The following is a 22015-nucleotide window of genomic DNA, read 5'->3' on the forward strand; positions in this document are numbered from 1 at the left end:
ATGCTCATTGGATGGGAGACCGCCCAGGGCGTTCAAGTTGCTCCAACACCGGTGGAGCGCTTGCTGCACGGAATCGCGGATGCCTGCCGCGGGCAACTTCCGGCAATTCGTCTTCAGGCGGGTGCAGATGCCTCAGTACCAGCCCACCACCGCGATCACCCCAGGGGTTAAGCTCCGATTCCGGCCGAGGCCGCCATCGAAGTCAATGCAGCATCCAGATCTCGTCTGCTCATCCCTCCTGCATAGAGGACGATCGGGCGAAGACCTGGCATCAGAACCACCTCAATGTCGGTGCCACCACAGAGAGCGAGGTGCTTGCGTAGGAGATCTAGAAATTCCTGCGTAAGCGTCCGCCCGCCGGCGCGCTGGTGGCGGTCTATCTCCGCCGCAAGCGATTTTTCTTCTACCTGACCCCAAACAGCCACAGTTGCCTCGTCGATTCTGGCCTGGCCAGTCTCGCGCCGAATGGGCACGAGCAAGATGGCCCTCGAGAACTGTTCAAATGACCAGGTCGAGCAAGGACGATTGCAGATCGCCGTAATCATTGCCTCGCTGGCAGTCTGCAACAGGTCTTCACCCCGGGCCGCTATCTGCGATCCCTTAGGAGGCTGTCGTAAGGAGACTTCGAAGAGCCATCGATCTGCGCGCTCGAATTTCGTCCAGACCAAAGCCTCAACCGAGCCTGCCTCGGACTCAGCGGCCTCGAGGACAGCCGCCCCCCGCATAAATCGCTCTAGCTGCAGGAGGCCCGCGATACGCTCGTCCACGGTGAGATGGCGGGGTAGCAGACTCCCCCCGTCAAGCAAACCTACCGCCCATGCAACGCCGTCTTGAAGATCTGGAACGGATGAGGCCAGGATCTCGCCCGCGAACCTCGCATTGAAACGAGCCTGGTTCGCTGTACCGCCCTGCCAGGCCTCTGCATGGCGAGTTAAGGCGTCCACTTTCGCTACCAGCCGCGCGCGCGCAGATTTATGCATTCCTGAGGCGAAAGCTGCCGCCGCCACGTCTCTGAGTAGCTTGGCGGTGGCATGGAAGTATGGCGCGTAGGACACGTCGACCACACTCCGGCCTCCGCGGCGGCCAATTTCTATTCCGGTGTTCTGACGAGATCTGTTTGCTGGCATCAGGCCCCCGTGTCCAACGCATCCGCCTGGCCGTTTGGTGGTGGGCCCTTCGACGCGGCCTGCTTTTCAAGATTGTCGAAGAAATCATCCACGTCTTGGAGGGAGATTTGCTCGCGTGCCACCGTGTCAGGGGTCGTGGCCACAGACACAACCTTCTGCATGGTGTGTGCCCCCTGCTCGGGTTCAGGATTGCCAAGAACATCCTCCACTCGCACCAAGCCATCCAGTGAGGCTTGATCCACACCAACGACCGTTCCATCGTCGCTTCTCGGGGTTAGAAGCATATTGTGGGCTTGCATCAACGAGTCGGCGATGAACGCAGCGTCCTCACTAGTCGGCATCGATTCCAGTTCGAGATCGATGCCCGCATCGTCGAGCGGTACCATGTCCCAGACACTGGCGCCCATCGGAACGCCCTCGTCTAGCGCGCTCCGGCCAGTCGGCAAAGCTGGTGCAATCGTCAAAGGCGCCGGCACATCCGCAGCGGCGATTGCTGCAAACCCTCCCAACGGTCCGAGCACCGCTGGGCCAGCCTTCCGAATGAGTGCCATCGGATCCGGCGGCGCGTATGGGTCGTCCTCAATTGGTCCGGTAAGTTCGGCCGCAAGATCTGGCCGCGCGGCAAATCTCGCCGATCGCGAGCCCGGCTGCCCTTCATTGGCGCGCAAAGTTTCGCCCCCCTCCTTCGGCGGAGCGATGGTTTCCGGTGCAATCGCCGACCAATCGGAGGGAAAGGCACTCGATAGACCGAGAGCGGAACACGCCGCTTGATAGAGAAGAACTCCGCGCTCGATCCCAATGATCTCTTTTGGGATCCGCGAAGCAGCCTGTGAAATCGCCTCAATCATGGCCACTCGGGTGACTTCACCGCGTGGGCTTTCTTCGCCTCGCATGATTCTCAGCAGTCGAACACCGCCGTCGAATTCACTTTCAACCTTTGCGGAGGGTACCGGCATAGATATCGCCCGCACAATGTCCCGGCTCGGTTTATGCACCTGCAGAAAGCGATTCACGTGGAAGGACTGGTTGTTCAGCTTCTTCAACCAGTCCCCAACGTACAACGTCCGGATCCGACGCAACACACCATCGGAGATCATGATGGCCTCGCCCTGCTTCATCCGGTTCATTTCCTCAAATGACACCCGATCCACCTGCTGCACGCTCAGGTCACGGGTGCGCCGCCATCCAAGTTCTCCGCGCTCGAACCCCCCCACCGTGGCCACCCAGGCCTTTCCAATAAGAGCCGCTGCGAGCTCGTAGGTTTTCTTCGCGTCATCGATCTTTTGGAACAACTTGTTTACGGTATTCCCGAGCATCGCGCCGGCCTCCGCGGCCCGATTACCCTCGGTCAGCTTTTCGGTATCTTGCGCCATGGCAATCATAGAAATCCCGAGTGATCTCGCCTGCGCAAACATCACCGCAATCCCATCCGAAAAGTAGTAGCCCAGCTCGTCCAAGGCCGCTGGGAAAGGATACGGCGCATTGGTCGCCTTCGAGCCTAGCAGTTTCTCGTACGATCCCTCGACCCCGGCTCCGAGGTTCTTCGCCATCATCACGCGCAGGCACGCGATCGCCAGCTTTCCAAGATTTTCAGCCTCCTGCGACGACTTTTCGAGCGAAGGAATCAACATGAAAAGCACGCGGTTATGAAGCGCGACGTCGACCATGTCGATTTCCGGATAAGTCTTGCTGAAGATGTGGCCGTAGGTCTTGTCTAGCATATTCAGCACTGGCATCAACTGGTTGATGCGATACGAGTGCTGTTCAAACGCAACGTTCTCCTGTTCCAACGAAGCATCGGAGGCGGGTGATCCACCTTTGTTGGGCCCGCGACCTGGAGGCGGGGGCTGCTCCGACCCGTTTGCTTGGGCAGCCTGACCACGTCCATGTTTCTTCAGTAGCCGATCCACTCTATAGCCGGGACACCCAGAGTCCAGGTATGTCTTGACGCCGACAAATCCGTACGACCACTGGCCACGATTCTTCTGTGCCTCGTCATAACCCTCTATGTAGAGCTCCTCAAACTTTGGGAGCGCCAAGTACTCAATCAGCGTCGAGACTGATATCGTCATTCCCTGCGTGTCGCGCTTATAAAACAGAGCAACTACCAGGACGCGCCACACGTTGATCGCCTTCTCCTGCCACGACTTTCCGTCGCCCTCCGCCTTATGCAGGAGGTTGATGCCCATCTGGGTGCCGGTATCGGCATCCACGTCATAGAACGGAGCCAGGCCGTTGCCAATCTTGGTGCGCGATCGGGCAACTTCCTGTGGGCTTCGCCCCCCGAGCAGAAAATTCAGGAAGAGTATCGAGTGATCCCGACCGAAAGCGCGGCACATTGTGGAACCGTCGGTGGGCAATTTGTTGTCTGCTTTTCCGTCCGCGACGAAGAACCCACTCCCCCAGCACAACGCGTTGAACATGATGCCTTTCAGGGTCTCGGTTTTCCCACTTCCGGTAGAACCGAATATTCCCCAATGACGCCGAAACCCGTCATCTCCAACCCATGCCTGTTCGAAGTCTTCATAGGGGGACGTCGAACGAACCGAGCCGATGAGCCCGATCCCGTCTCCCTGCTTTCCCGTGACGGGGTCGAAGAATGGTTCTCCCCCCACATACGCGGGATACCGGTATGGAAGTCTCTTTCGAAGCGTTGAGACCAGAAAGTGAACGAAGAGGTACAGCGCAAAGAGAACCGGCGCGATGATTGGAATGAGCAGCATTAGGCATGCTGTGCCAACAAGAAGGAGCGCAAAGTGACGATTGACAGTTAGCCACTCCAGCACCTTGTCCATTGCCGGTCGTACGTCCACGACTCGCTTATGGATAGGAATTTCGTGCCGAGTTTCGACCTGATGGCTCATTCGGGGCTCCTTGCCTCAGCCTTGGCAGCCCGCCTCAACTCTCCCCTTAGCGCCTGGTACGCTACGCCGAGAGCGCCTAACCATCCGACGGCCAGCGCGCATCGTTCTCCCTCCGATCCTACCAACCGTCCAATTCTCTCTAGATCGTAGCAAGCTCGACCGCGTCTGCGTCGAGCACCGCAGTTCGAGATCGTCGGATCAGCCGTCCAATCAGCAAGCAGCTTGCTACCGTAGCTTGCTAGCCACGCCGCAACAGCGAGATCTCCACCATGCATCGCTCGTGCCGGCGGCTGCTGCCGAAGTTCGATGACGACATCGGCGACAGCGGCTTCCATCGCTCGAAGGGGGCCCACCATTGCAGCAAGAGAGACAATCACGTCTTTGACGGCGTTAGCCTTGATGCTTGCCTGCAACAGTCGTTCGGCGACCGCCTCCACGCCCAACCCGACAGTCGACGGGATTGCAGAAACAGCTTGCCGATCGCCTCGTACTAGTGCGTTCGCGACACGCTCGAGCTTCTCCTGCCGAGCCAACGCTGCAATGTTCGACTCGACCCAGCCCCGCTCGATCCCTCGGAGCATATCTCGCATACTCAATCCTCTTTGGGAAGCCGCAGCCAGTCGCGGAGATCGCCGGCCGAGTTAAGTGGGCCGGTCAGTCTGCCATCGGGAGACACGACGGTTGGAGTCTTCTTTAGACCCAACTTTGAGAACAGTGCCTGCGTCACGAGACTTTTCTTCTTGTTCGCGGGCGATGCCGGATACCTCGAGATGAAGTGGCGAGCCTTCTCCTCATCGAATGACTGATCCATGAAGGAGCGCCACAGCTCATCGGCCCGCTGCTCTTTTCTGTCAACCGCTTCGAAGAAGCTCGCAACGACTTCCGCCGATAGGTCGCCCCTCAGCCCGACGGGGATAACAACGGGCCGTTGATGTTCGGGCAGGGCGTCAATGGCCGGCTGCATCGCATGGCAATATGGGCATAGTGGATCTGCAAAAGCAAACCACGATGCCTCCGATTGCGACGCCCCCAGTTGGATGCCAAGGGCTTTGCCGATTGTTTGGACCGCAACCAACTCGTCCACGTACAACCTCACGTCAGAGTCAGCGCCGATGTCACTCCTTGGCACTGAGGTTGCCGCCGCACCTAGCTGCTGGGTCGACACGGGACTTTGGGGCAGACTCATGCCCTGATTGACAACACGGATCTGGGAATTGGACGGCATCATCAAGGAGTAGACGAACAGAGCAACGACCGCTGTTCCTGCAACGCGGAGCCATGACCGCGGCGGCGCCTTTCTCTTGAAGTTCTGGTGCACCCAGGCGCGCGCGCGTCGAGTGGCCATACCCACTGTGCGATAGGAGCGGCCGATCTGTGTCTTCGTTGCTTCCGCCATGCTGGAGTGGGTCAGGTAGAACCTGTACTCCCCCCCCTCTAGTACCACCTCGGCAATGATCCCCGGGCGATGATCGTTCACTCTACTAATTTCAGCGCGATATGTGGACGCCGAGAGTCTCTCCCGAATAATGTAGCCAGACCAATCTCCAACAAGCACATTCCAATTCACTTGAGGTGAGTTCATAGAGTTATCCTAAGGTGTTGCGCTTCCTTGGCGTACGCCAGGAGCAGACGAACCGGCCAGGGCGTCTTGAAGTCGCGCATCTTCTGCGGCCTTCATTTCTCGAAGCTGACCGGCGGCGTAGTTGTCAAATTCGCTGTCTTCAGTAAGCGCTTCTGCAGGAGGATCATTGGGCGCGACTTCCGGTTCAAGCGCTTGTCGAGCCATCCGCCAGATATCCTTCGACTTCCACATTTGATCGAGGTGGTCATCATCGACGCCGTTTACCCAAGCATCGAACTCGGCCTTGAAGCCTGTCACTACTTCGTTGACAAAGATGATCGGCATGGTCTTTCCGCGTTCTCCGCGTTGCCGATCCTTTTCATGAACTGCGCACAAAGGCAGCATTCCCTCCTCGACGCACATTCGCTCATAAGGGTGCTGACCAAGGGCCGCTACGGCCGATTCCGAATGAGGTGTATGTCGGCCGTCCGTATCCAAGACAAAGAATAGGATGCGATCCATAGGCCGGAGCCAGAGGTACCGCCATGAACCGATCTTGGATGAGCGTCCAGCAATGCGCTGTAGTTCAAGGAGAAACGTGTATTCCCAGTGGTGCATTTGGAGCAGCTGTTTCACTGCACCGTGCTCCCTGTACTTGTCGTACATTTCCTGAACAATGGGCAGGTCAAGTCGCGCCATGCCTTCGCGGGACCCATAAGCTGACCAGTTCAGAGCACGAATCACCTTTTCCGCATCAGCTCGCCCCTCTGCACCGTTAAAGGCTCCAGGCGCCAGCAAAGCGAACATCGTCTTTCCGAGACTGCTCATCCGGTCTACGAACGCGCGCTCTGTATTCCGCGAGTCAACGGCCAGGTCAACAATCTGTCGACCAAGGAACTCGTTGTGTCGGATTCGCTCCATCTTCCCGTTCGGGCCCGGGACCTCCATGAACGTGTACGCACTGAGGTACTCAGCCAGACGTGCTTCGTTTAGGCGCATTCCTGGTTCAATCGCCGGCACTCCTTTGACCTTCGCCCGATGAAGAACTTCCATTGGGGACACTTGGCGGCGCCACCTTTTCAGCTTGTTCTGTACAAGCTGCTTCTGAATGCAGGCGATTGGTGCAATGTCCGTCGTGAAGTGCATAAGCTCCTGCACCAGCAGATCAGGAGTCATCTTCCGTTGCAGATTTTGGGACTTAGCCCTCCGCGCGTACAACCGGGCGCCGATCATTAGCACCCAGCCGACCAGGAACAGGGACATGGGACGCATGGCAGTGTGGGCGTAACCCAGCCAGTCGAAGAATCCAATTCTGGTCGGGTATCGTCGTGCGAGCCGGTACATGGCCTCCATATCGAACGCGACCTGCTCAGCATAGTCAAACGGCAGCCATCCCCAAGGCTTAGCAAGCCAATGGAACAGCGGCGCCGAGTAGAAGACGATTCGATTACTTGCCACCAGCCAAAGAGTGCCCCCCAGGATCAAGCTGCACCCAAAACCGATCAGCAGCCACAGTGCAATCGAATCCTGTTGCCTCTCACCATTCGCGCGCGCCATTACTCGAACCGTCCCGTCGCAATGATTCGCTGGTACGCGGCCCAGACCTTACTCACATAGACCTTCTGGATTTCACGGATCTTGGCGTTTGCCGTGGGTACCGGCAGTGCACCACCATGGTGATAGACCGCAACACTGCACCACACGGCGTCCGACCCTCCAAAGCCACCCTTGATGCAGCGGTTCATTTCGCTGCGCAGAGCATATGCTGCCGACATGATCCCTTGGCACATGTTGTTCTTCAGGGTTTCCAAAGGAATCCCGTACTTGCTCACCATGTACTTGGCCCAGGAATCGGTGTTCAACTGCCCCACACCAAGGTCTTTCGTGTTGTTTCGGTTCACGCCGACAACGCCCGCCTTACCTCCCGACTCCACCTTGAAGATGGCCAGCAGGATGTCGGTTCTAAGCTGGTAGCGCTCAGTTGCGGTTTTCAAACATTCAGCCGGCATCCGCGCCGGCAGCGTTATTCGAGTGGACGCTCCCGTGACGCTCTGAGCGAGGGCCGTGCTGGAAGCGGCGCCAAGGCCTGCAAGACCAATAGACAGCGCGACGAGCGCCGAGGAGGTGAGGTTTTTCATCAACGCGAGATTGCTCATGACGAGAACAGAAAGACCCAGCGATTCGGATGGGCGAAAAACTCATGAGCCGAATACAGCCTTCGATCGTCAATCTGCGCTTGACTGATGGCGTGCTGGATGAAAAGCGCCAGGCCCATGGCAGTTACTGCCAGCCCTATGAAAATCACGGCTATGGGGAAGTACGCGATGTAGCGCAGGGTGAGAAATCCGTAGAGGCTCACCGCTAGAAAGATGATGGCCAACACTAGAGAGGCAAATTTTGCCCGGACGACTGCCTTCCGCTGATTCATCAGCGCCGGCTCGGTCCAGCCATTTGCCTCATAGAGGCGTTCAAAGGCTTCGGCAGAATCCGAGGCATCTACGTAGTTCAAATCGGATCCCGCGTTCGCGGGCGAGGCCAGGGACTGTCCAAGCTTCCTTAGGGTTCCCCTCAATCTCGTCATTGATTTTCCGAGTTCGATGTAGGGCCTGCCGACCACCTTTACTGTTCGAACCGCAGTGCGTACGGCCAGCCCCCTGCGTCGCTTCTCAACGGCTGGCTGGTCCAGCTCAACCTGTTCGTCTCCCTTCTGGGGCGGCTTAATGGTCGTCATATCGTTCTGTCTCCAGAGCTGTTGCAAGACGTGCAAGCGTGGATGGCTTCAACAGGTCGGAATAAACCCTCGCCTGAGAGAGCGACTGCTTCCACGCACCGGATAGAGCAATGGCCGGGAGCAGCCGCGGACGCCGGCGCTCGACGGTTTGCAGGATTTGAAGAATCGCGCGACCGCTGAGCTTGGGCAGCAGGCGGCTATCGACCTTCTTGAGGTAGGCGGCCAGGCGAACATCTGACATGGCGTCCTGCGAGGCGAACCATGAAGCAAACTTCTCGACTGCCCGTGCCTCAATTCCCGCGCGCCCCAGCGGCGGGGGCGTGCCAAAGAGGATCTGTGCCAGCTGGCTGTCAAAAATGCCGCTTCCGCTCTGCGACACGTGCGCGGACTGGGTTGGCCCAGCACTTGCTTTCATTCTTGTCGGCCTCGCTTGTCCGTATTTGTCAGTATGTTTGATTATACTAATTCATTCTTTTGGAGGCGGAAAACGTGGCAATTATCAGGAACGAAGGGGGCAAGCGGACATCACGGATTCCCGACGACGTCGTTGAGCAGGTGAAACTAAGAGCCGACGAGAACCTCGTGGAGGTTGTTGGTGCTGCGGTAGACCTCCGCAAAGCCGGCAATAGCTATGTCGGGCTGTGTCCCTTCCACTCCGAGGGAACGCCCTCGTTCAATGTAGTTCCAGCGAAAGGGTTCTTCTTCTGTCACGGCTGCGGGGAAAAGGGGCGGGCAGTGGAGTTTCAACAGAAGTATTTCGGGATGAGCTTCCCCGACGTCATCCGCGAGTTCGCTGGCCGTTTTGGCGTGCGAATCCCTGGAGAGGGAGGGCCCTCACCGGTGATTCAACGGGCGCTCGAAGTGGCACGGCGTCCACCGGCGCCGGCCGAAGACCTCCCCGCCCCGGTTTCCCTCGAACGACGCGCGGCCCTATCAGCAGTACTTGAGGAGGCGCTGGCAGCCTTTCGCTCCCCTGCTCGAGGCCCTCATCTCCAGTCCGCCACGTTGCAGGAATGGGTAAAAAAGCGGCATCTAACCGACAAATCCATTGACCTCTTCGAAATCGGGATCACGCCCCGGGGCTGGCACGGACTGCGTGAAGTCTTCGGCGACCGATACGATGATCCGCTCCTCATTGACGCCGATCTCGTTCGCGAGACGGATGATCAGAAGCGACGATTCGACACGTTCCGAGACCGCATCATTTTCCCCGTGAGAGACGCTAACGGCTCGCTCGTAGGCTTCGGCGGCCGCCGCTTGAATGACGACAAGGAGAATGAGCGAACTCCCAAGTACTTGAATACTGGTACCACGGACATTTTCCATAAAGGACACCTGCTTTATGGGCTCCACGTGGCAAAAACGGAGATCGCCTCACGAGGATATGCTCTCGTGGTGGAGGGTTACATGGACGTCGTTATGCTGGCACAGCATGGGTTCCCGAATGCGGTTGCTGCCATGGGAACGGCCTTCCGCGGTAGCCACCTAAATCAGTTGTGCCAACACACATCTGAAGTGGTCTACCTCTTCGATGGCGACGCCGCCGGCGAACGGGCAATGTGGCGCGCGGTCAGGGAATCGCTACCCTACGCAGACCGGGTGAACTTTCGCTTTATCTCTCTGAATGGGCAGGATCCCGATGAATGGATCCGATCAGTGGGTACGGACGCGGTACAAAAGGCCGTTGATCACGGGGAATCCCTCGCATCGTATTTCTTGCGGCGCGTGCGCGAAATGGTTGCACAGGACGGGGCAGAATCCTCGGCGCCAAGTGACGTTAAGCAGCGAAATGGGGGCCCGCAAGATCGGGCCCTTGAGCTCAAGGGGATGCTGGCTCTCATCCCCAGCAGATCCAGCCTTCGTCATTACCTCGAACGCGAGGTGAGTCGGATTTTGGCCCCGAGTGAAGAATCCGCGCAAGCGAGTCAGTCCGCTCCAAGCCAGCTGGACGGATTGCCGCCAATGAAGCGCCTAGCAATTGCCGCCATGCTTCGGCCTGATCTGGCCGGCCAGATCAGGCCTGCCCTCCTCGCCTTGCTGCCCCCCGAGCATCCCGAGAGAGCCAGGGTAATCGCGTTATTTGACCGGGGGATACAAGAAGGTCGCAGCAAGAAGCAACCCCAACGGCCTCACTCAGATCTGGAATGGGCCCGTGTTACCCTTACACACACACCCAAATTGCTAACCGAGCTGCTCGCGCCTACGGAAAGTCCCCACCAGGTCGACCATACCAGACCACGGGATCGCTCAGCACCCAGCCAGTGAAGCGTGCGCGCGCAGCGTACTAAGAGCCCCGAATGGCCACTAAGACACGCCCCCTTGCCTCGTTGGACAAAGTAGATAGAGAACTGGCTCAGCTGAATGCTCAGCGCGAGAAGTTGATTCGCACGCAGCAGGATGCGATCCTGCATCAGCTTCGAATTTATGCCGCCAAGGCACTGGAATGCGGCATTTCGGCCAAGGCCCTTGCCGAAGAGATTGCGGACGTGACGCGCGCTCGAAGTCAAAAGACTGATGGTAAGCCGCGGCGCGGGCGTCGCCCTGTTGGAATCACTAAGGGGATGCGCCAAACCTTTTCGAAGCGCCCCGTAGCCATGAAGTACATCTCCCCCGAGGGGCACACCTGGAGCGGTTTAGGGAGAGCTCCTGGTTGGATCGCAGGGTACAGCAAAGAAGATCGCGAGCAGTTTCTCATAGAGAAACTGCCCGCGGCCCTCCCCTCCGACAATTAATCAACCTCGCTCACGCGCGTAATCCTCGTGCGCTTCTACCGGCGCCAGCTCACCACTGCTTGTAGTCGAGGAGTTGGCTTCGAGAAGCGCGAATTGAGCCACGGCTTCGTCGCGCGACATTGCTTCCGAACCAGCCTCGTCCTTGTCAACCGGAAGCGACGGTGCTGCACCATCGAACGAAGCGGCGGGTTCCGAATCAACGTTGAATGTAATGCCGGCTTCCATGGACGGCGGCGATGTGAGATCTTCACCTGGAGAACTCGGGGAAGAATCAGCCGATCCGTCGATCCTTGGAGCTGACTGGTCCGGTCCCTGCTGAAGGCTATCGCTCACCGCATGTGCAAACTCTGGGACGTCGTGCTGATCCGCAGAATCCGGGTAGAAATCACCGACATCGGGAGCGTCACTCACTCGCTGAACAAGCTCCGCGATTTCGGCTTCATCGGGTGCCGCTCCCAGACGCTCAAGGGCGAGCGATTTCCTCCAATCTTTACCCAACAGGTCCGTCAAGGAACCGTCCATTTCCGCGAGCAACTGTTCCCGAATCGGCGAATCCGCGGTGCATTGATACACCTCGCGCGCCGCCTCCGTCACTGCGAGACGGAGCAAATTCAATTCGTCCAAGTGCGGCTGGTGCCTCGCGGTGATGCCCTTGACCTCTTCGGCGAACGCAGCAGAGATGTCTCGCGGTTGGATCACGCCGTTCTGCAAAAGCAGAGCTGCAGCCGTGTGACCACCAAATGTCTGGCAATGAACTTGATAGCGGGCCAAGCGCAGGTTCATGGCCCCCCCATAAGCGGAAAGGCGATCCTGGACCAGGCGGGCCATGCTTCGCAGGTCATTCACAACAGCTGCCATGTAGATTGCTGTCTGCAGACTGGAGTTCTGCCCCACCTCATCCATTCGCCTCCGGATCTGGGGGTCGTCGCTCGCGCGCACAAATGCCGCCGTGACGAGATCTGCCGCTGTAGTCGCCGGTGTGATTTCAGGAGAGGAGGTCGCGGTCTCCGCGGCGGTGGGCACGCTCGGCTCTACCTGTTTACTCGCCAACTCTACAGACTCCTGGTTGGCTTTCACGGCCTCGGCAGGCTGCGTGCGGCTGGCCGCGTCAGTCCGCGCCGGCTCAGCAGGACCGGAGGGGGCCGACTCGGCAGCGTGGAATCGGACATTCGCCTTAGGCTCTTGTCCGCGTTCGTCCTTCTTTTCCTGATCCTTGGGCCTTTCGTGCACGCCGAGCTTTTCGAACAACAGCCGAAGAATCCGCATCAGTGCTTGCATGAGTCGCATGATCACATTGGGATGCACGGCGCCCAATTGGGGGGTGGCGGCGATGGAGCTCTCCACTTTCCGCGCGACTCTTTCCGACTGTTTGGCGGCCCAGAACTCGGCGAGGCGTCGCCCGTCAAGTGCGTCCGCTGGTCGTTTGACTCGATCGGCAAGCGGCGGCAATCCTTGCGCTGAGGCAGGGCCAGGTCGGAGTGAGCTGCCAAGAGGAGCCGTCCTGGAAGGCGGGATCGCGCGAGTGGAATCATCTGCGAGGTGGGCTGGGTTGTCATCGCGCTGCCCTGCACGTGCGGCCATTCGCGACGTCTGGGGCGAGCGGGGTTTGGCTCCTCCAACAAAGAGATTGTCCCGGCCATCGTCCTGGCGCGAAGCGGCGCCGTCTGCCGGTTCCTCTTCCCTGACGATATCCATTTCGTCAGGCGCTTCTTTTCCGAGATCAGATTTCAACAACATCTATAGCTCCAAATAGTTGCCAGACAAAGGTCTAGGCTTTCTGTGCGATTCCGCGCCGCAGATCCAGAATGATTCTGCGAGCTTCTTCCCTGTCTCCCGGCGCTGTTAGGTCCAGAAGCCGACTGAACTGCGCGTCCTGCTCATTGGTCCCTCCGAGCGGCTCCCCTGCTCGGCCCGTCACCCCGGCGCGTAAGTCTTCGAAGGCAGCTTCGGCAGGCCTGCGACTGCCCAAAGCCGAAACACGGTGTGCCGCCATGAGCTTTTGTTTCGGATCTCCAAATCGGCATGGAATTTCGGTAAGACGATTGCCTAGTACGCCCTGCATCTCGGCGTTCCATGTATGGAGGCCAAGAGAGAATGCGTTTGGTATCGGATATAGAACATGGCCTTGGGAAGCCGTGGTCGGAAAGTGCGTATCAAGCCACCTTTCGGCTAGGTTTCCGTCTCGGAATGGCCCGTACATGACATGCGGGGAAGCGGGCTCCCCCGACGGCATCGCGCACAGCGCAACGGTGCGTTCAAGAATTGCAGCCTCATCTCCGATCCACTGCACCTCCGTAATCGCATGAAGAGCTGGATCAAACAGGTCGCCCTCGGCGGCGCGCTGACGTACCTTGCGCACCGATGAACCCGGGGCGGCGACCAACAGGCAATGGATGACGAGGTCCATCGGGTTTGGAAGTGGCCCTCCAGGCGGGAGGACCCCCGGTCCCTTCTGAATTAGGTACAGCCGCGTAAAGAATGGACTGTCGGTGGGAACGTGCATGACTATCCTCCGCGCGGGCGATCACCCGGCTTTAATTGACGACCGACCTGGCGGTCCCGCTCTTGCACCGCATCAGCCAACTGCGCGTACTCTTGGTACATGAGGTCGAAACTGAGACGAATCCCGCTTGCCCGGGCGAATTCGTGGAGCGTCGCTACCTCAGCGAGGTTTCGCTGCGCCGCCTGGCGGGCGACTGCGGTATCGGTGCTGTGAGTCGCGATGACAGTAGCGTGGTCCCTGGGGACTGGCTCCCCGGTGAGTGGGGAAAGGCTGACCTGGAAGCCCATGCGCTGCGCGGCATCAGAAAGCATCCCGATAGCCCGAGCATCAGGCGAGACCACACCTATGGGGCGTTCCTCTGCCCTTGGTGCTCGCACGGCCGGCCCATCCTTCTTCTGAGAGCCGTTGGCCCGAGAGGCACCATCGAGCATGCGATCAGCGCTTCTGCCGAGCCTTGCAATCTCCGAGATCGACCGACCAGCCAGATCAATTCGACGCTGAGCTCCTTGTGCATCCCCAACCCGTTCCAACCCGCGGGCTGCGTATGCGCCAGAGGATGCAAGGCTAGTTGCGCCGCGCACGATCGCCTGCGACTTGGAGGATCCGGTCACTTCGGCAACGCCACGGGCTACCGAGCCAACTGCTGATACCCAGCCGCTGTAGTCTCCTCTCACTTTCAGCTGAAGACCTTGCTCGGCGAGGCTGCTGGCCAGCTTTTCGTTCGCCTCATACTCCCACTGCGCCTGAACGACATTGCCGTATAGTCGTGCGCGATGTTCGAGGACAACGCCCCGATAGAACTCTCTAGGATCGTCTTGGCCTGCCGCGGCCGAGTCCCATTTCATAACCTGGCCCTGCCAGTCTTGACTGTTCTCGCAATATGCAGCGATGGCCAGTTCCAGGCTTCGTCCAGAATTCGCGGCCCATGTGGACAAATCTGCGTAAGTCTGTGCGAGCTGAACTAGAGCCCCAGCTCGCGCGCTTGAAGAGACGTCCTGCCACCCGGCGGAGTAACGGTATGCGGTCAGCAGGAGAGACGGCTCAACCGTCTCCAACCCAGGGGAGCATTGTGCCAATCCCTCAATGAGCTCCCTGTTCTGTAGCACTTCCTCGCCGGCGTCATCTTCGGATTCTTCACTTTGAACCAGGCGCGCGAGCATCGAGTCAGGGTGCACGAGATCCCCGTTTATGCTCACCCTTGGCGGAGCAAGCCGGAGATCCTCTTCTGCCGCAGCATTCGTCCCCGCAGCGCTTACAGATGCTGCAAATCCGAGTATGAGGAGGCGCCGCCCAAGCGCGTGCGCGTCTCGAACGATAGTCCCTTTGGTTTCCACTCGAACTTCGTGACCAGCCTCGGCCGCCCGCTGCAGAAAGCTTATGGTGCGGCTGCCAATGCCACTGGACAGTTCATTGATAGCCATCAATAGCCCCCAGCATTCTGTTGCGTCAACATGCCATCGCCCACTGGGGCGTTGGCGTCAGGATCGAGATAGACCACTAGAAGACCGCCACCCAGGTGGGCGGCAATGGTTGCGTCAATTTCCACAGTGGTTTCCTTCTGACCATCTTCCGCGACCCAATACAGGGCCTGCCCGTCATAACCACCCGTGAGGCGTTGGCCACGACCTGGTCGGTAAGCAATGGCAATGGCCACTTCGCCGCCGGCCCGCCATATCTGGACCTGCAATGGGCCATCATCTGGCGCGCTACGAGCAGCACGTAGGTCCGCAATGGCGCGCTCAAAATCAGGGGGGAGTCGACTCAAGGAGGAATCCATATTCGTCTCAGTAGTTCGGGATGTGCGCATTCTGTGCGGGCGTCAGCCCCTGCACGATTCGCGCGGGATGTACTTGATAGTCGATGCCTCGACCAGGTCGACGTGTGCTTGTGAGTGCGCTACCAGGCGATCGTGATAAGTCAGTACGCCTCGTTCACGAAGCCTCTCGAGATGCGCGGGATAAAGCTCATTGAATCGCTCAATGAACCGTTCAAAAGCTTGTTTGGGAGTCCAGAGCTCGAATTTGGGTCCATTGCCGAAGATCGCTCCCTCCTCCATCTCCTGGAGTTCACTGTCGACGTACTTCACTTCAGGCGAATGATGATCCAAGGGCAAATCGAATCGAATTCGTATCGCACGCGTCACCCCGGCTGCCAGCGAGACATACTGGGGGATGAGGTGTTTGATTGGCGAGGCCAGATCTCGGACATACGCCTCTTCGCCGTCGTGAAGTAGCCCTTCGAACTGCAGATGCGGCGGCACCATCTGGCTGGCCATCACACAATGCTGCGCGACGCTCAGAAACTCATCGGGGGGTAACTGCCCGTTCCACCTGCACTCCTTGGACAATCCAAGGGCAATATCGACTATATCCACGTGCCGGGGATCCGGATTTGCGAAGTCGAATGGATATCGGCTGCTCGTCCTTGCAATTGCCTTGCCCATGTCTGCTCATTCCAGTGTGGCGCGCCGCGGGTTGCACTAGCCCCTGGGCCGCTCTTGCGGTCGAGGGATCGACGCTTCCGATACGACGTGGTGGTTCTGCAGACGCTCATGCATCGCCTGTGCGTTTCGGACTGCATCGAGAATGTGCTGCCGCCCGCGCATAAACGGACTTTCTTCGCGGATCAGATCCACCAGCGGTACACAAGATTCAGGTGCCGGAAGTTTGTCCAGTGCGCCGCTCATCGCCAAGTCCTGGAACATGCGCGAAGTCGAGAATGGCCTGCCCGTCACCGGAGCCAGTTCCAAGCGATCGCGCAGTTTGTGTAGTTGCTCCGCTTGTTCGCGGGTAAACAATTCAGGGCTGCCGCCGGTACGCATCTATATCGGTCCTCGTCCTGCAAGCAAGAGTGCCGACCGCGAGCGCTACCAGTGGAACGTAACCATCGACCGTGGAGACTCCATTTAGGCGGAGTCCCATCCGGCCTGTTCCTGCTGCTGCGCTAAGCCCAGTTCGACACTACCCCTCGCGTTATGTGTGCCCACTCCCTACCCCATCTCACTGAGTCGCTCATAGGAGAAGCAGAGGGTTTCACAGTAAATATCAGTATGAATTACAAGTATAGTTCATCCTAACAACCGGACTATGCCGACGATGTCAAGGAATCAAGGAATGACAAGCGTCGCGCTTAGGCCTGCCCTGTCATGCGTTCATCCCATTTGGAGCTCTAGGGAATGTCAACTCCCCACTATCGTTATCTCAATGCTGGCCTTGATCCGCGCATGGCCAGCCAACTAGCCGAGAAGGTGCGCGAGATGCAAAAAAGGGCTCCCGCCAGCCAATGGATCAATGCGATTCGCGCCCTGACTCAAAAGGGGGTAAAGCAGAGGGAAATCGAGGAGGCCGGCATTGTCGAGTGGCTGGAGGCACAAGGAAATCACCCAGTCACCCAAGAAAGCATCCTTGGGCAGCTGGCGTTGCGCCCGACAATTAAGGAGATCGATCTCAGCAGGCCAAAGTACAGGGAGTACGCGGTTCCAGGTCACGACAGATACACCGAAACTCTGTATTGCCTCAACTCGCCAAGGGATAACGTGGAGGATCGCTTGGAAGAAATCCGCTTCGAACTTGAAGACCTGGATTTCAATCCCGAACGTCTCTTGAAAGAGCCAATGTTGGTGCATCAACTTGACGAAGAACGGCGCAAATTGATGTCAGAGCGGGACACGCTTCCGGACTTTACCCGTCATCACTACAGCGATATGGTGGATCCGACGACCGGTTCGGCGATAAAGAACCTTATGGCCCATACACGTACAACTCGTCGTGGGGGACTCTTCTTTATCGACGAAATTCAATCTGACTGGGCCCAGAAACGGAGACGAGCGGGGGACCTGGGCGGCGTACCGGATGGTCCATTCATTGGTCATACTGAAAGCTGGGCGGGTCTAATATTGCGTCGCGTAATGCAGCGGGCCGCAGAGGACAGCTCAATTACAGGGATCGCGTGGATCAATGCTGATCTGCGCAACGGAGGTCGGTTCCGGCGAGACGATGGTCTCGACGAGTTCTACCTTCGTGTCCTCCCCTCCTTGGCCAACAAGGCCCTAAAAGGGACCGGGGTAACGGTGAAAGCGAGTGACGTTCAATTGAACGCAGGCACAGTTCATTCGCTGCCCTACGTGCCAATGACGCCTGAGGTTCGCGCAAAACTCCGCACCGCTCAGCCGGTATACAGCATGGATCTCGTTCCGAGGTCCGCTTTAGCTCTCCGCCAGGACATGACCCAATCTGACATGGTGCGCGAAGCCAAGGAGATGCTTGGTAGCACGATGTCCGTGCGCTTGCTCAACAAGGTGATTCGGGCGGTAAACGGGGAAGAAGAAGAAGAAGTGGCCGCTCGGCAGCTCGACAACCTTATTGAGGTTTCGGTTCGGGCGAGAAGTGCCGGCAGGGCCTTCAATCATGAGGCTTTCCACTATGCCGAAAGTACCCTCATGTCCCCTCACGAGGCAGAGACATTGCGTGCCGCCTTCGTCGACGGCAGTCCGTTAAATGATCGGGTCCGGCGCGCGATGGTCGCCGCACAAATGGCGCCGGAAGCGATTGCTCAATGCTCTGATCCCGTCGAGGCGGCGGCACATGCGTTCTCCTTGTGGCGGGAGCAGCGCTTTCATTTTGACGAACGCGCTGGAGAGTCGACCGGAACTACGGGTCTGGACCGAACAGTTGGCCGAATTTTCCGAAAGATTGAAAGCGCCTTCCAGTCTCTAGGTCAGTGGGTTCGTCGCGTTGTCGGAGAGCGCTCCAGCGAGCAGAACGCTCGCGTCAGCGAACGCCTTTTCGAAGCTCTCCGAGACGGCACCCTGCAGCGCCGTCAGAACGATGGCGGAGAGAAGACTCGCGAAGACGTTCTGTCCTCGAATAGCGCCCGGCCAGCGCCGATCCAATTGGGGCGCAGTCCCCACGGCTAGAAGTAGGGACGCAACCACTCAAGGACGCCGCATTGCGGCGTTTTTTTTATCTCAATCACGAATGAATTATATTGTCGGTGAATGTCATTCAAATTCAATTTCTGTGGCCACACACAGACAACGAATGACATTCGATAACAGTCATCGGCAGTCTGAGCTACTGAGTTCAAATCGACGTCGATCTTTCACCGGTGAAAGATCGGCATCCCGATAACAAGCACTAAGAAACAACGCAGGTATTACTTCCTCAGTCTCGAAGTTTCACCGGTGAAAGATTCTGGCCATGCCATCGTGAGCCGATTCGAACCTCAGTGCAGTTCCTCGCAACTGCATATCAAAACTGCGATCCCTATTGGCATCTTTAACACGGACACTTTCACCGGTGAAAGATCAGTGCGATCGCCGACGCGATAAAAATATCGCACCGAAGGGATCGCCCGATTCGCTTCTAACTTTCACCGGTGAAAGCCCAGCCCATAGCTTTTGCATGACCCATTTCTTTCCGAAATTAGGGATATGCGCAAAGCGATAGGTCAGCGCCAGGCTCCGCATGATCTTTCACCGGTGAAAGTCCCCCGAAGAATAGCCGTGGCGTATGCCCAACGATTGGACGGTTTTAAACAGCGAATTTCTTAAAAAATGGACGGATTCTGGATAATTCCTTGAGATAGAGAGCTCATGCCAATATCATCCGTATATACCATCTATCTCATCTCGAGCTCAGGCCTTTTCGGCTTACAGCGCCTTCCGGCCGCCCCGCGCGGCATCTTTCACCGGTGAAAGTTCACATGGCCACGAAACAGAAGACCCTGACACCCCTGGCGGCAGCAATAGCGGAAATACAAACGCGCATAGGCGCCTTCCTCAATCAAAAAGGGGGCTGCGGCAAAACGACCTCAGCAATGCAGGCAGGGGGTGCGATTGCCCTGCGGGGATATAAGGTGTTAATTGTCGATTTGGACTCACAGCAGACCGCTACAACATGGAACGGCCAGGCTCCCGACGATCGGCCGTTCCCAGCGCGCGTGACCAACCTGCATGCCATGGGTCCCAAATTTACGAGCGAAATTCAGAAGAACATTGGTGAAGTTGACGTAATTCTCCTGGATTGCCCGCCTGCGATCGCCTCGCCGATTCCTTGGGCCGCACTGCAAATCGCAGATCTTTGCGTCATTCCAATAATCCCCGTTCTCGATAACGTGTGGGCAGCAAAGGAGGCGAAGGACATTGCACTCCGCGCCCAACGCGAATTCAACGAAGACCTCCAGATCCGCTACCTCCCCACGTTGGTGAGCCGCGGACGATTGTTCGATCACTGCATGAAAGTCATCGCAGAAGATGAGGAAATACCCACGTTCAAGAGCGTTCTCTCTCGGCGGAATGCCTTTCCAGAATCGCAAGCCTACGGCGCTACGGTTCATGCCCTAGCTTCCAAATCCCCGGCCATCACTGAAGTTGAGAACCTGGCCTCCGAGATCTTGGATCTCTTCGGGTTGCCACAGTACGCGGACCAGAACGCAACTAGGAGGAAAAAATAATGGCACGTCGCCCAAATCTCGAAGCAGCCGTAAAACGAGCAGCCGAAGCAACAACCCCCACTCCCGTCGCTCCAGGCGTAACGCCCAGGCCCTCGATTCAGGACCGCTTCAATCGAGCGGAAAAAGTGCTCGAGTCCGTCCCCACCGGCTACCACGAGCCAATGGGGTCGCCCGAACTCGCTGCGCGGCCGGCGCTCTCATCGGAATCTTCTTCCGAAGACATCGCATCGATGCTTCAGAACAAGTACGGATCGCCGCGGATAGTAAATGCTCCCACCTCGGAGCTCGTCAGCAATCCGTACGGTGCCCGGAAGCTGTACCCGCCGCAGATCATTGAAGCGATGGCAAATTGGCTGCGCGAAGATGGCCAGCTCGCATTGCTGATCGGAACGGAACGTGACGGTCGATTCATCGTGATCGATGGGGAAACTCGCAAGCTTGGTGCGATCAGCGCCGGCCTGCCGTCGCTCGGAATACAGGTCTTCGAGAACGTCAGCGATGAAGACTTGTACTTGCTTTCCTTCAAGTCGAATGACCGCCGCAATGGGCAAACGGCGATAGATAACGCCCTTGCCTGGCGGCAGTTGTTGGAAGCTGGAGTCTTCGCCACCGAAGCCGCGCTGGCTGCGCGTTTGTCGATGGCTGAGAATGGCCAGGTCAAGGGCTACACCGCTTCCCAGATCAATAAAACACTGGCCATCCTCGACCTCGAAGAGGCATGTCTCGACGTCATACGAACGAATCCCGCTGCGTTCAAGATCTCGGTCCTGTACGAGCTGGTCCAGTTGCAGAAGGTTGCACCTGCGAAAGTCGTGCTGGAACAGGTAGAAAAGGTCCTGAATGACGAAACGAGCCGGCAGGCCATCATCAATCTCCGCGAGCGTTACGCTGCACGCGGGGCTGCAGCCAAGAAACCTCGGCACAATTCACGTCAATATCAGCTCGAAGTAGGGCAGGGCGATCAAGCTCGATCCGTGGGTTTCATCAAAGAATGGGATGCGGGTAGAGTTCAAATGGACATCACGCTGCCGAACAAGGCGAACGCCGGCAAGCTGGTAGAGGAGCTTCGTAAGCGATTAGCGGAGCTGCTACAGGAAGCCGAGCGGGAGGCGAGTGCCTAATAGGGAGTGGTGGGCGGGAAGGTGAGGGAATTCAGGAACCTCTCCTTCTACTCAATAGGCCTATGGCGCGTAGCGTTTGCCCAGGCTTGTGCCTGGAAACTGGGGTTTGGTGTCGGGTTTTGGTTCAACTGGACTCCCCTGGGCCGTTGAGAGAATTGAAATTTAAACCCATGTTAAAAGCTTAAAACTGTTAACCTGTAAAAATTTCTTTTTATATCAATGGGTTATAGGGGATCAGGTGAGGCTCTACAGGGAGCAAAGTGAGAACTTACGGGTTGATAGGTGAAGGATTTCGGGATGCCTTTGAAGAGATCAGTGAGATACGGCGGGAATCATGGTGAGTGGATACGGGATGTTCTGTCGCCATAGGTGAGACGCTTCAGGAACTGGAAGGTGAGAGGTTTCGGGAAAGGCCGTTCAACGCGCCTAAATGTCAAAGGTGAGCTTCTACGGGAAGCGAATGACATTCACCGGCATTCACTGTAAGTCACTGATATATATACGAGTTCTGAGTTTTTCGAGCCCCGAAGGTGTGTAAGTAACTTCCGGCGATCGCACCGGGTGAAGTGCTTTAGGTGAGTCGGAACAGGATTCAGTGTGTTCGGCTTCACATCCGCGAAAGGTGAGATCGCCCGGGAACTGAGAAGGCGCGAATCCTTCTAACCCCTTGATTAAAAACATCAAAAGCTAGGGCCCAAACCCGCTCCTCCCAAGGCCATCACGGAAAGGTGAGCGCCCGCAGGAACCTGATGCCGCCCATAGGTGAGATCGAGCAGGGACCCGGGAAAGGTGAGGCAATACAGGAATCACTTCAAAGGTGAGGATTAGCGGGAACCTGTGCTTCGCTCAAAGGTGAGCCGTAACGGGAAAGGGCCGATGGCTGTTGTCGAGGCGCCGCGCGAAAGGTGAAGAGAGGAGTTGCA

At 57.8% G+C, this 22015-nt stretch carries 18 protein-coding genes; 5 read left to right on the forward strand and 13 right to left on the reverse strand.

All coding sequences use genetic code 11. The features are described 5' to 3' along the window. Positions 1-167: 167 nt before the first annotated feature. The 7 genes from AXYL_RS33930 to AXYL_RS33965 all read right to left on the reverse strand — a co-directional run bounded on the left by AXYL_RS33930 (position 168) and on the right by AXYL_RS33965 (position 8698). A complete protein-coding gene (locus AXYL_RS33930; protein ID WP_148260789.1) occupies positions 168-1055 on the reverse strand; it encodes a hypothetical protein in 888 nt (295 codons plus the stop codon). Between the two features lie 71 nt (positions 1056-1126). Next, positions 1127-3991: a TraM recognition domain-containing protein gene (locus AXYL_RS33935; protein WP_013397348.1), complete on the reverse strand. Its 2865-nt coding sequence runs from the start codon at positions 3989-3991 to the stop codon at positions 1127-1129. A gap of 592 nt (positions 3992-4583) precedes the next feature. Further along, positions 4584-5573 (reverse strand): thioredoxin fold domain-containing protein, encoded by a 990-nt coding sequence (locus tag AXYL_RS33945; RefSeq protein ID WP_013397350.1) that lies wholly within the window; start codon positions 5571-5573, stop codon positions 4584-4586. Between the two features lie 9 nt (positions 5574-5582). Beyond that, a complete protein-coding gene (locus AXYL_RS33950; protein WP_013397351.1) occupies positions 5583-7109 on the reverse strand; it encodes a hypothetical protein in 1527 nt (508 codons plus the stop codon). Further along, a complete protein-coding gene (locus AXYL_RS33955; protein WP_013397352.1) occupies positions 7109-7708 on the reverse strand; it encodes a lytic transglycosylase domain-containing protein in 600 nt (199 codons plus the stop codon). The genes AXYL_RS33950 and AXYL_RS33955 overlap by 1 nt, the downstream gene beginning before the upstream one ends. Further along, on the reverse strand, positions 7705-8283 hold the full coding sequence (locus AXYL_RS33960) for a hypothetical protein (RefSeq protein ID WP_013397353.1): 579 nt from the start codon (positions 8281-8283) through the stop codon (positions 7705-7707). Before AXYL_RS33960 ends, AXYL_RS33955 begins: the two co-directional genes overlap by 4 nt. Then, on the reverse strand, positions 8270-8698 hold the full coding sequence (locus AXYL_RS33965; protein WP_013397354.1) for a hypothetical protein: 429 nt from the start codon (positions 8696-8698) through the stop codon (positions 8270-8272). Before AXYL_RS33965 ends, AXYL_RS33960 begins: the two co-directional genes overlap by 14 nt. A 74-nt stretch (positions 8699-8772) precedes the next feature. Between AXYL_RS33965 and dnaG the strand changes: the two genes are divergently transcribed. Together dnaG and AXYL_RS33975 are read left to right on the forward strand one after the other, a co-directional pair. Then, positions 8773-10548, forward strand: a complete 1776-nt coding sequence (dnaG, locus tag AXYL_RS34190) for a DNA primase (RefSeq protein ID WP_013397355.1) — start codon at positions 8773-8775, stop codon at positions 10546-10548. 32 nt (positions 10549-10580) lie between these two features. Continuing rightward, the gene (locus tag AXYL_RS33975) at positions 10581-11015 is read left to right on the forward strand and encodes an H-NS family nucleoid-associated regulatory protein (RefSeq protein WP_013397356.1); all 435 of its coding nucleotides are present in this window, start codon (positions 10581-10583) and stop codon (positions 11013-11015) included. Here the strand turns inward: AXYL_RS33975 and AXYL_RS33980 are convergent, their stop codons facing one another. From AXYL_RS33980 to AXYL_RS34720, 6 genes are all read right to left on the reverse strand, one after another. After that, a complete protein-coding gene (locus AXYL_RS33980) occupies positions 11016-12752 on the reverse strand; it encodes a hypothetical protein (RefSeq protein WP_013397357.1) in 1737 nt (578 codons plus the stop codon). It lies immediately after the preceding gene. Positions 12753-12783: 31 nt separating this feature from the next. Continuing rightward, complete coding sequence (locus tag AXYL_RS34715; protein ID WP_148260791.1) at positions 12784-13422, reverse strand: hypothetical protein; 639 nt, start codon at positions 13420-13422, stop codon at positions 12784-12786. A gap of 98 nt (positions 13423-13520) precedes the next feature. After that, positions 13521-14939, reverse strand: a complete 1419-nt coding sequence (locus tag AXYL_RS33985) for a hypothetical protein (protein WP_013397359.1) — start codon at positions 14937-14939, stop codon at positions 13521-13523. Beyond that, on the reverse strand, positions 14939-15295 hold the full coding sequence (locus AXYL_RS35055; protein WP_148260792.1) for a hypothetical protein: 357 nt from the start codon (positions 15293-15295) through the stop codon (positions 14939-14941). The genes AXYL_RS33985 and AXYL_RS35055 overlap by 1 nt, the downstream gene beginning before the upstream one ends. 42 nt (positions 15296-15337) lie before the next feature. Further along, positions 15338-15961 (reverse strand): hypothetical protein, encoded by a 624-nt coding sequence (locus tag AXYL_RS33995; protein WP_013397361.1) that lies wholly within the window; start codon positions 15959-15961, stop codon positions 15338-15340. A gap of 36 nt (positions 15962-15997) precedes the next feature. Then, complete coding sequence (locus AXYL_RS34720) at positions 15998-16339, reverse strand: hypothetical protein (RefSeq protein WP_013397362.1); 342 nt, start codon at positions 16337-16339, stop codon at positions 15998-16000. Between the two features lie 354 nt (positions 16340-16693). Here AXYL_RS34720 and AXYL_RS34000 point away from each other — a divergent pair, with 354 nt between their 5' ends. The 3 genes from AXYL_RS34000 to AXYL_RS34010 all read left to right on the forward strand — a co-directional run bounded on the left by AXYL_RS34000 (position 16694) and on the right by AXYL_RS34010 (position 21092). After that, positions 16694-18433: a hypothetical protein gene (locus AXYL_RS34000; protein WP_013397363.1), complete on the forward strand. Its 1740-nt coding sequence runs from the start codon at positions 16694-16696 to the stop codon at positions 18431-18433. Between the two features lie 788 nt (positions 18434-19221). Then, complete coding sequence (locus AXYL_RS34005) at positions 19222-19971, forward strand: AAA family ATPase (protein ID WP_013397364.1); 750 nt, start codon at positions 19222-19224, stop codon at positions 19969-19971. Continuing rightward, positions 19971-21092, forward strand: a complete 1122-nt coding sequence (locus AXYL_RS34010) for a ParB/RepB/Spo0J family partition protein (protein ID WP_013397365.1) — start codon at positions 19971-19973, stop codon at positions 21090-21092. Before AXYL_RS34005 ends, AXYL_RS34010 begins: the two co-directional genes overlap by 1 nt. The last annotated feature ends 923 nt before the right edge of the window (positions 21093-22015 follow it).

This window comes from Achromobacter xylosoxidans A8 (assembly GCF_000165835.1).
GTDB lineage: Bacteria > Pseudomonadota > Gammaproteobacteria > Burkholderiales > Burkholderiaceae_B > Achromobacter > Achromobacter xylosoxidans_B.